Genomic DNA, 9,940 nt, shown 5'->3' with positions numbered 1-9,940 from the left:
CGGGTAGCATCCGGCCTTCCTCCCAATCTTACCACAGGTAAGGCTAAAAATAAACGGGAGATGATCGACATGGAAATGAAATATCAAATGACAATCAGCGCAGATGTAATGAGCGCCATCAACATGGCGTTAGCGGATCGCCGGTATAAACTGGCGGACTGGCTAAAGAGTCAACCAGGCAAAAGCCCATACTGTGAACGAGAGTTGGCTGCGCTGGAGCAAGCGCAAGAGGCGTTAAACAGCGCCCAAAGCACGGAAGAATGATTGAGGGGCTTCGCCCCCTCCTACAATATGCTGGCGAGCTTACGCGGGGAGGTAATGGGGATGAGTGAGCAAACTGAATTCATTTGCGATGAGTGCCAAACGGAAAGTCAGATAAGCGAGTTGCATCGAAATAACAGCAAATATCAATATTGCGATGATTGCGCTCAAGACTATGACGCAGTTAAGAAATAACACAGGCCCTTCGGGGCCTCCGAGGAGGGATAGGACATGCAGACAGCCGCTTTAATCATCAGTATTGCCGCTCTAATCGTAAGCGTCGCGGCGCTGGTTCGCGCAGCCCGGCGCAAATAAAAACAAGCCCGCCGTCCCTCTGGATAGCGGGCTTTGTTGTGGTCAGGAAAATTATCCTTGGCGCTCCCTCGACCGTATCACGGCATACTGTGCTCGGGTCAAGGGCTCATCTGGACGAATTGTTCCGTCGGGGAATCCAGCAAGTGCACCGTCCTTGATCGCATCGCGAAGCGCAGACTCAGCCCAATGGCCGGTGATGTCATCGACAGGTTTGACGGGCTGCTCTGGCTCCGGCTTTACTATCGGTGGATTGATCGCTGCGGCAACGCGTGCTTTAAAATCAATCCATCCCGCCCAGCTGCCGCCGTCGTACATAAGGCGCGGGCAAATCTTGCCGCTCCAGTCATAATGGCGGCGCAGGCGATCAACGCCCCATCCGCGCTCCTTCAACATCTTCGCTACGAGTTCTACGGCTCGGGATAGTGTGACGGCGTAATTGCCACTCTCGCAAATCTCGATCCCGATAGACGTCCTGTTCCCGCTTGCCGCCCCGCTGCCGTCTCCAGCATGCCATGCAGACTCATTAAGTGGCAGAGTCTCCACCGTCTCTTTGTCGTCCAGTACGATATGGTACGACGCCGTCGCAGTATTGGCGGGATTCGTCAGCCAAGATCGCTCATTTCGCGCCGTACTGGACGGGTTAGCCGTGTTGTGTATCGTGATCGTCGTCGGCATGAGCCTATGACCAGGACGGCGGTTGTTAGGCGTGTTGGTCGGGATATGGTCCACGATGTAAGTCGGAAATAGCTTTTCCGGGTCGATCTGGATCGCAATGGCGTGATGCACGACGCGCTCATTGTAATCCTGGCTCATGTCCGCTACATGATACTGCCGCTTTTTGTTGACCTTGTCGATCTCCAGCGCATCGAGCATCTGCCGGTTGTTGGTTGCCAGCTCCGCACTCCATCCGCCGTCCAGGTTTACAGACTCCGGATAACCGTAATGTACGGCCATGATTCCCGCCTCTTTGCTGGTCAGCCCCTTGTCGTACGTGCCGCGCCCGTCAACGAGGATAAGCCCAAGAGTACCGTCTGCCTTGATCCCGGCAATCATGCGCGGATTGGTACCAAGTACGTCGGACGGCGTGACCTCAGCAGTACGCGGCGGGTCAATGGCCTTGCCTCCAGCGGAGAGCGTCGGAACAGCGGAGACTGCCAGTGTATGCCCATCCGGCTTGTCTTGCCTGCCGATGCCCCATTTCCCGCCTTTGTAATAGAGATGCGGACGCTGCTCCGTCTTGCCCTTAACATCCGGATAGATCGCCTTGCCATCGCGGTATGTCAATCCGAGAAGCGCACCGTCGTTGGGATTGAAGTATGATGCGTTGAAGCAGATCCAGTTGCCTCCGTGCTGCTTGACCAGGTCTGCGAGGATGCTGGAGATGGTCTTGCCCTTACCAGTCACGAGCTCCACGCGTTGGATGGACGCCGTCGGCACATCAACGGCGCGCATATCTGTCCAGCCCTCGCCTTTGCTGTACTGGCCGCTGAGCGTATAAGTTAGCGGCCCTTCTTCGACTTTGCCGGATGCGATCCGGATACGCTTATGAGCGATCATTGGCTTCACCCTTTACTTTTGTATTGTAATCCATGACGGCTTTTTCGATTGCAGCCTGTACACTTTCCCGCTCGACGCTAATCCCTATTACAGCTGCACGTTGCAATACGTACGCAAATGCCGCATTCATCTTTTCCGGGCCACCCGCATCTTTGTATGTGGCCTCTGCCAATGCCGCCGCCTCTCCGGCCAAGCGGTGCAAAATATCCCGTTGTTGAACAGTTGTGCGCGTCTCCAGCCATTCCTGTACTTTCCCGCGCAGCATTGCCAAAACACCCAACAGAAATGAAACAAGCAGGCCCACAAGAGCCTGCACAATTGTATCAATATATGGTTGTAGATTTTCCATATCTATTTCGCCTCCAATTTGTCTAGTCGCTTATGCGCCGACTTAATAGATTCATCCATTCGAATCGTCATCTCCGACAGCGCGTCATGCCGCTGCCCCTGCATTTTAATCTCGATGCGCATGTCATCTATCCCGCGCTTTAGATAGGCCATATCAGCCTGCAACGTTGCGTCCTTCGCCGCATCGTTTGCAGTGTCTTGTCGAACGGTCCTGCTTTTCCCCCACCAACCCAGCATAACGGCGCTGAGAGTTCCGATTACCGCAATGATACTGATGACATTCGGATCCAATGGATCACCTCTCTGCATTAAAATAGGCCCCGCTTATGCGGAGCCCTCAATCAAATCTGCATGACCGTTATCGGTCAGGTATGTGTCGATGCCGCCTTTAAGATCGGGACGGCGGTCAATCACGTACCCATACGTATACACTTTATCGATAATCCGTTGTGCCATATACGCCGCCATTACAGACCACCTCCGAGAATAAGATCGTCGAGAGCCGTTTGTACAAGCGTGAGCTGCGTGCGCAACTGCTCGACCTCTACACTTAACGGCGGCCGGTATGTTGGCGGTGCTTCCGGCTCTGCTGGATCGGGGTAACTAAAAAGGACTTGCTGCGTATCTGGGTCCACTCGATACCCGTTACACTGTGCAAAGTCCTCTACGTACTGCCCATATTCAAGTTGGATCATGCCGACAGAAGACGGCACCCGATCAGCAAGCGCTATATAGGATGTGTAATCCTGCTCGACTGTTGTTTCAACCACACTACCACTGCGATCTCCAGTATCTACTATGACGTTTCCTGATTCTAATTCGTAATAAATTTTCCGTCCAATTTGCAACATTGTCCCTCCTATTCTATGGCAAACCAAGAGTATGACGTCGTATTTTCGGTCATGTCTGGAGCCGGTAATACAAAACCGTCACTGGTACTATTAAAATTAGAACTCTGCCTAAAGGCGTAAGCTGTTTGCGCCATAGTTAAATTGTTATAAAAACGGTTATAAATGACGCTTATTTCGGAATTTGTGAGGCTCTCGGTATAAAACGTTAAGTGGGCATTCGACGACGATCGGATTATAACAATACTAGGTTTGAATGTCAGCCCAGATACAGTTAACGGGGAGAAGGAAACTCCTGAAGACACGCCGTCAGTCCTTTGGGCCACTAAGTATCCGGTTCCTTTAGGAACAGTCCCGCTCGCATACCGTTTACCTTCTATCAGCGACCCAACAATTCCGAACAAATCAATCCCCTGCCGGATATTAGCTGCAATAAAATCCGGATCATTGATCGTCACGAAATCATTCGTCCCATCGCGATATCCAGCAGACGCCCTTAACCGTAGCGTCGTGCCGCTGACTGCGCTCGATAGCGCCGCCGTGTCTCCCGCTCGGTCGACCATCGTTCCTGTCACGAGCCCGGATTCGGTGCCGATCGTCTTGCCCGCCAGCACGTCCGCCGCTACAGCTGTTCCATACTCCCCCCCTTCACCCTGTAAGATAAAAGCCGTTCCGTTATAAACGAGTGTATAGACCGATCCTAGTTTGAGCAGTCCCGCAGCTGGCGCGGTACCATTCGGCTTGAGAATCGCCTTCGCGCCGAGTCCGTTAACATTGAGCGTCGGATTAGCGCCGTTATTGGCGTTAAGCTTGACCGTCACCCTTAACCCGTCAACCATCGTCGGTGCAGGCGTTAGTGTAATCGTGTAGGCTGTCGCCGTCCCCGCTGTCGTACCGTATCCATCGCGGTTTGCGCTGAGTAGCTTATCTGCTGACGACATCATACCTCGCGCAGATGTCGTTGCATCTGTAGTCACTATGTTATTGATGGTGTTCCAGTTCTCGTTGAATGCCTCGCGCACAACGTTATCGCTGGCTTCAAACGTTTTAATCCCACTTGGCAATGTAGCCATGGTATCCCTCCTAAATGTCCCGAACCGTCAAAGTATCACGGTACAGGCTTGGTTGTCCGCTTATACGGCCATGCCATTCCACATAAAAAGTACCGGTTTGATCCGGCATATGGTCATAAAAATATTGTCCGGTCTCAATCCGATTTCCCGGTCCCAGTTCGTTATCCGATAGTTGCTGCCACTTACGGTCATAAATAATAACTTTAACGATGTCAGGATCAATCGGATCGTCGTCCCAATCCCTAAAAGTAGCCATGAGTCGCACAGTGTTGCCGCGCTGTACATATCCACTCGTGCCACAAGTCATGCCGTCCTCACCTCAATCTTTCGGGCGGTGCGCCCCGTTTCAACTTCGCGCTTTCGATCAAATGTCGCAATCGACCTTACCGACATGGATCCACAAACCGTCATATACGCTCCGGCCATGATGTTGATTGGCTGCGTGACAATCGGTGACGGATTGTCTACCTCGTCCTTAACCTGGGCATACAAGACGGCCACGCCGAGCGCAAACTGATTAAACCGGACCAAACCAACAAAGCGGTCACCATCATAGGCAAAGATAAAATTGTGCCGGTCGCCCGCCGCATCCACAAAATAAAAGTCCTGCCATGGTGCAAGTTGCTCGCTACTCTGTACGATGACCTCATTATCGACGCTAGTAGTTGAATAGGACGGCATATAAACCGCGATCTCCGGTCCAGTTGTATCCAGCGTTAATAAAAAACTACCCGCCATATGCCGTCCACTCCCCTGCTTGATTTTTGCCGTATACGTTGATGCGGTAGACCTTGTCACCCCAAGTCAATTCGCCCGCGTCGACAACAAATTCGCCGATATCGTTATCAGGCAGCACAACAATAAGCGTTTCCCATGTTCGGGTCTGAGCGTCCAGTGACGCCCACGACAACGCCTGTGCATCCCACTTGGCCCATGTGTCTCTTACCCCTGGTGCCTGTCCAACGAGGTCGCCTTGCCCCACTCCTGCACCATCAGCGCGTGCCTGCCAATCTACTAAGTCTTGGTCAGCCAAAAACTGTACAACTGACTCCCTAAGGCCCGGCTGGTTGCTGATCCGGGCCCGCGTGTAACCGTCAATAACAATAAGAGGTGCAGCCATTAGCTACACCCCCTACGCGCTCCAGTTGCCTGCAGCATCTTGGACAAATACTTTAACGATTTTAGCACCGTCTCCGCTGCTCGCAGTCTCCAAATCAGCCCCGGTAATTGTGCACTCAACAGGCGTAACACCTGTACCGGCTCCGCCGCTCATATTGGTCGAGCCGCCCGTTGTCGGGATCTGGACACCAGTATCATGAGCCGCGCCCGTGCTGGCGACAACCTTGACCTTATACGCGGTATACGCCGAGTCTGCAACAAAGCTAAAGCTTGATACACTCTTGCCAGACTGTTTGGAGATTTTGCTTACGTCAGGTCCGGTAATCGTAACCTCTGGACGCGTCGTATCAAGCGTAATGCTGTCGGATGACTGTGCAGATGGATTGTATACGTCATCCCGAACCTTACAGTTGATCGTTTTGTTACCGTCTCCTGCACTAAGCTGTAATTGTCGCGTGGTAGCAAACGTAATCCAAGTGCTGTCCGCCTCGGTACTGGCGCTCGCTCCGGCCCCGAGCAATCCATTGCTTTTAGCCCAAGCAATATCGAGGTCGCCCCATATTTTCATTTGGTAACCAGTTGTAGGGGTGTCCGCTGTCGCAATTGCCGCATTAATGAGCTGCTGCGTCGCGTACTGCGCACCGCCAGCCAGTGTAATCGTGACGTTAGACGGTCCCGTCGTATCTAGCGTAAGGTTAAAATAGTTTGGCATGTTATCCCTCCAAATCTGCCCACGTCCAAGGCGGGCCTGATGGTATGCTGTTAAGCTTGTCTTTGTCCTCGGCGCTCATCAATCCGCCATTGGTCGGCGTTGCCAATGGTATGGGGTCCGAACCGTCCTCCAGGTGACTGGCGGCGTGCGGCCCCGGCGTGCTTGATCCTGTGGCCGTGATATTGACGGTCTTGGTCGTGGGATTCGTCGAGACTGATATGCCAGTACCGCCGGTAATCGTGAGCGCATCGCTTTCGCTGGACGCCGTGATATTATTGACCTGGGCGAAAGCATTCTGGTTCACCTCGGCCCCCGCCTCGATGCCTCCCACCTTCGTCACGGCCGCATCAATAGCGGCAACGCTGGACGATGGCCGGGACTCTACATCAGTCCAGCCGACGGCAACAGCTCCAGTCCTGCCAGCAACGGACGTCACGCTGTTGACCTGAGCTCCGGGGGCGATGCCGTTCATCTTGTCGCGGTCGGCCGTCGTCCAATGGCGCGTATCGTCCGCCTCGTGGTCGTCGAGATTCTGCTGAACGCCCACAACGGATGCGTCGGATTCTTCAAAAGCTTGTTCGATCGTATCGGCGTTATCGTTTAACAGGTTGTATTCTTCACTTATCCGATTCGTTCCGGTTAGTCGGTTCAGTTCCACCACGAGCGTCCTCCCCCGTTCTTTGATCGATGCGTGATGCTATAATACTTACGCCCTCAGCGACGCCGCGCAGGATCGCCGCTTCATGTCCTGGATTGGTCCGCAACATAGCGTCAATTACTTGCATGATGTCCTGGACCGGCGTTTGCGGATTCAGCTCCGCTTTTAGGACTTGTTCCAGCTTTGCCATAACGGATCTCCTTTCGGCAAAATAAAAAGAGCCCCGAAGGACTCTCTTTGGATTGGTTATGCGTATTGTGGGTATTGCACCTTTAAATCTGCAATTGCTTTCTTGGCATCGTCTATGATGGCTTCGTATCGTTCCTTGCGTTCAACCAGCAGCGCAAGTTCTTCTGGCTTGGTTTCTGGACGCTTCTCTAACTCGGTATATACTTCGATCGTGCTTGCAAGGTATCTCTCATTGTCCGCTATAACACCATTAAGCCTTGACGTTTCAGCTTCGAAATCTTCCTTGGATGAAATAACAGCCCCTTCAACCGTAGGTGTATCCAATTTAATCACCCCATCCACAAAATCTACGTCTTTACCAAGAAGAACCGCCAGTTCCCTGACAGGCAAATATGAATTCCCATCATAAGCAAGTGGTGCGTTTTTTAATTCGACTTGCTCGCCGTCTACCTGCACTGTGAAATCGCCTCGAACGGTTGCCGTAACCTTCTTATTAATTTCTTCCGCTGCTACGGGTATTGCTGTAGCAAGAAAAGCGCCTATGACAATTCCAAGAACCATTTTTTTCATACTATCCGTGCCTCCCATAATTTGCTGTTAATATGGATACGTATTTCCATTATAGGAGTTGCGATATTTTACGACAACATTCTCATTGATCTCAATGTCAATATTAAGGCGTTAAAATCACTACGCAGACCTGATACGTCCGATGCAGAGCTAATACTGAACGACGTACCTAGATTCAAACCATAATTAAAACGTATGGCAGATCCCGAAACCAAATCTAACCCACCGGCAAAGTTAATTTCAGCTCCGTCTCCTACATCCGATCTCATGCGAAACTTATCTGCGAATTGGTACAACCAAGTGCGTGTCATGTCGTCTCGGAACGTCATTATGGGGGAGCCTGTACCTAAAGATGAATCTACAGATTCCATGTCGATGTATCTTGTGGCGCTGGCCGAAGCTCGGAATGACCTGGTCGAACTGGACATCTCAGCCATTGGGTATGTACCCAAGCCTGTAGCGATATTGGAACCGTAAATATTGGTGCCAGATATTGTTGTCCCGTTAATTGTGCCGCCGGTTATGGTGCTACCGGAAATAATAGCTGCAGCAATTGACGCCGCCTCCAGATGCCCACTGAAGGTATAGCGATCATTCGGTATATCAAAGAACAACGCCTTCTGGCTGCCTTTGTAGAAGGTTAATTCGTCCGCATTGAGGACCGCCTTACCGCCCCCGCCTTCAATCTCAACGACAAGCCCTTCCTCGCGGCTGATCTCGACGCCGTAATAGTTCCGTCCCAGCTTTGCCGCCGTCTGGTTGAGTTTCTTGACCGCCTGCGTAAGCGGCCCCTCCACGACGTACTCACTTTGCGTATCCGACTTGCTCGGCGCATCCAGCGCCATACCGAAGCCCCCGGCAAAACGCATCTTAAGCAGCAGTATTACCGAGCGGTACCGGACCATACCGTCCCAAGGCAGCTCCGTGTCTTGCCACGGCGTGACCGTCGCGTCCCACGTCGAACCCTCATATACCTCGTAGCCGATTTCATCGCCAACGTCGATATGCGGGAAGCCGCGGGCGTCGATCTCCATCGGCTGATAGCTAAAGCCGCCCAGCGTCGCCGCCAGGCCGTTTAGCATGGCCTGCGTCATGAACGGATTGACCATATACAAGGTCTCGCCTTCGCCGCCGGCCCCCGCCTCGTAGGATAAGTCCTGCTCGTCGTCATACTGGCAAACGAACCGCGTGTACGTCTTGAGCGGATTGGTCTGTTTGGCGTGGATATAGTCGGCCGCCGTCAGCTCCATATCCGGCGTGTTGGTCGCGGCGTAGCGCTTAAACTGGATTCGGCCATCCTTGCCAGCGCGGACGCTGGCGCTGTTTGCTCCCGCTATCCAGCCCATGACCTCCCTGTACGTGTAGCCCACGGGCTTGGCGGCGATCGTGTACGCTGGATTAATCTGGACCGTGTCGTCGTCAACGTAGCCCAATTGGGCGCATATCTCGTCCCATACCGCCTGCATGGTTGCCGGATATGCTAAGGACGACTCATAGGACTGTGTCGACCATAACAGTTTATCCAAGCAAACAAAGCGCCATATGTCGTTATCCCTTGTGCGGCTGTCGATATAAAACTCGCCCAGCGGCATCCACTCCGACGGCCCTCCTGCCCAAGGGACGTCAGCCTCTTGCCATGGAAATTGTGCTTGCTCCCAAGTCATGGCCGTCGAATCAAAAGCAACATAAGGAATAACGCGGGCATTGATCGGCACATTACCTTTCAATCGCATCTTTATAGTGAGTTGAGAGATGATGACTGTGCCAATCTCGAACTCCTCGCCGCTAACAAGGCTGGACTCGATAGCAAAGTCCACAATCTCGCGCATCGTGTATTCTTCGCCAGCCACATCAGCCTTCGCCAGAATTTCACTGTCACGCCGCTTAATAAAGCTCTCAAATAATTGCGATATCGGCCACAAAACACATCACCTCTCTGTCATTGTGACCTTCAAGCCAGCCCAATAGATTTCATTACCTTTTGATACAGCAAACGGCGCGGGCCGGTTGCCGACGCTAAAAGTCTTCGTTTCGAATTTACCCGTCTCCGGATCGGGATAGGTCATCTCAAAATAAGAGTTCCGCATTTGCTTCAGCAGTGCTGAAATTGTCGGCCAAGGCAGCAACCCCCAACTCAATTCGAATTGACGCTTTGTCGCCACGCGCGTACGAAATCCGTAGCCGTCGGCTGTCCGTCCTGTCCCTTCTTCGGCGTCAAGGTCGAACAACATCGGTTGGAAGGTTGCCGGACTGGCCGCGATATTTTGCCCGTTTATTTTGATCATGGCAA

Annotated in this window: 16 protein-coding genes; 1 reads left to right on the top strand and 15 read right to left on the bottom strand. The window is 52.6% G+C overall.

Annotated features, from left to right (window positions below; translation table 11 throughout):
• Positions 1–264 (top strand): hypothetical protein (locus B1748_RS29235; protein WP_218781667.1); only part of this gene is annotated, 264 nt, incomplete at its 5' end.
• Between the two features lie 363 nt (positions 265–627).
• Here B1748_RS29235 and B1748_RS37265 read toward each other — a convergent pair.
• The 15 genes from B1748_RS37265 to B1748_RS29165 all read right to left on the bottom strand — a co-directional run bounded on the left by B1748_RS37265 (position 628) and on the right by B1748_RS29165 (position 9,935).
• The gene (locus tag B1748_RS37265; protein ID WP_087571496.1) at positions 628–2,133 is read right to left on the bottom strand and encodes an N-acetylmuramoyl-L-alanine amidase; all 1,506 of its coding nucleotides are present in this window, start codon (positions 2,131–2,133) and stop codon (positions 628–630) included.
• Positions 2,120–2,482 carry a phage holin, LLH family gene (locus tag B1748_RS29225; RefSeq protein ID WP_087571495.1) on the bottom strand — a complete coding sequence of 121 codons (363 nt, stop codon included), beginning with the start codon at positions 2,480–2,482 and terminating at the stop codon, positions 2,120–2,122. Before B1748_RS29225 ends, B1748_RS37265 begins: the two co-directional genes overlap by 14 nt.
• A gap of 2 nt (positions 2,483–2,484) precedes the next feature.
• A complete protein-coding gene (locus B1748_RS29220; protein WP_087571494.1) occupies positions 2,485–2,790 on the bottom strand; it encodes a hypothetical protein in 306 nt (101 codons plus the stop codon).
• 15 nt (positions 2,791–2,805) lie between these two features.
• On the bottom strand, positions 2,806–2,949 hold the full coding sequence (locus B1748_RS37055) for a hypothetical protein (RefSeq protein ID WP_179215886.1): 144 nt from the start codon (positions 2,947–2,949) through the stop codon (positions 2,806–2,808).
• On the bottom strand, positions 2,949–3,332 hold the full coding sequence (locus B1748_RS29215) for a hypothetical protein (RefSeq protein ID WP_087571493.1): 384 nt from the start codon (positions 3,330–3,332) through the stop codon (positions 2,949–2,951). Before B1748_RS29215 ends, B1748_RS37055 begins: the two co-directional genes overlap by 1 nt.
• A gap of 8 nt (positions 3,333–3,340) precedes the next feature.
• Positions 3,341–4,402: a hypothetical protein gene (locus B1748_RS29210; protein WP_087571492.1), complete on the bottom strand. Its 1,062-nt coding sequence runs from the start codon at positions 4,400–4,402 to the stop codon at positions 3,341–3,343.
• Between the two features lie 10 nt (positions 4,403–4,412).
• Positions 4,413–4,709: a hypothetical protein gene (locus tag B1748_RS29205; protein ID WP_087571491.1), complete on the bottom strand. Its 297-nt coding sequence runs from the start codon at positions 4,707–4,709 to the stop codon at positions 4,413–4,415.
• The gene (locus tag B1748_RS29200) at positions 4,706–5,140 is read right to left on the bottom strand and encodes a hypothetical protein (protein ID WP_087571490.1); all 435 of its coding nucleotides are present in this window, start codon (positions 5,138–5,140) and stop codon (positions 4,706–4,708) included. The genes B1748_RS29205 and B1748_RS29200 overlap by 4 nt, the downstream gene beginning before the upstream one ends.
• Positions 5,130–5,522: a hypothetical protein gene (locus B1748_RS29195; protein ID WP_087571489.1), complete on the bottom strand. Its 393-nt coding sequence runs from the start codon at positions 5,520–5,522 to the stop codon at positions 5,130–5,132. Before B1748_RS29195 ends, B1748_RS29200 begins: the two co-directional genes overlap by 11 nt.
• 12 nt (positions 5,523–5,534) lie before the next feature.
• Entirely contained in the window at positions 5,535–6,233 is a 699-nt protein-coding gene (locus B1748_RS29190) for a hypothetical protein (RefSeq protein WP_087571488.1), read from the bottom strand.
• Position 6,234: 1 nt separating this feature from the next.
• Positions 6,235–6,891 (bottom strand): hypothetical protein, encoded by a 657-nt coding sequence (locus B1748_RS29185; protein WP_087571487.1) that lies wholly within the window; start codon positions 6,889–6,891, stop codon positions 6,235–6,237.
• A complete protein-coding gene (locus tag B1748_RS29180) occupies positions 6,851–7,081 on the bottom strand; it encodes a hypothetical protein (protein WP_087571486.1) in 231 nt (76 codons plus the stop codon). Before B1748_RS29180 ends, B1748_RS29185 begins: the two co-directional genes overlap by 41 nt.
• A gap of 56 nt (positions 7,082–7,137) precedes the next feature.
• Positions 7,138–7,650 carry a hypothetical protein gene (locus B1748_RS29175; RefSeq protein ID WP_087571485.1) on the bottom strand — a complete coding sequence of 171 codons (513 nt, stop codon included), beginning with the start codon at positions 7,648–7,650 and terminating at the stop codon, positions 7,138–7,140.
• A 68-nt stretch (positions 7,651–7,718) separates the two neighbouring features.
• Positions 7,719–9,572 (bottom strand): hypothetical protein, encoded by a 1,854-nt coding sequence (locus B1748_RS29170; RefSeq protein ID WP_087571484.1) that lies wholly within the window; start codon positions 9,570–9,572, stop codon positions 7,719–7,721.
• A 6-nt stretch (positions 9,573–9,578) separates the two neighbouring features.
• Positions 9,579–9,935 (bottom strand): DUF6711 family protein, encoded by a 357-nt coding sequence (locus B1748_RS29165; protein ID WP_087571483.1) that lies wholly within the window; start codon positions 9,933–9,935, stop codon positions 9,579–9,581.
• Positions 9,936–9,940 lie beyond the last annotated feature (5 nt).

The sequence above is a fragment of the Paenibacillus sp. MY03 genome (genome assembly GCF_002165585.1).
GTDB lineage: Bacteria > Bacillota > Bacilli > Paenibacillales > Paenibacillaceae > Pristimantibacillus > Pristimantibacillus agaridevorans.
The sequence above is the reverse complement of the archived record's forward strand: the minus strand, read 5'-3'. Positions and strand labels throughout refer to the sequence as shown.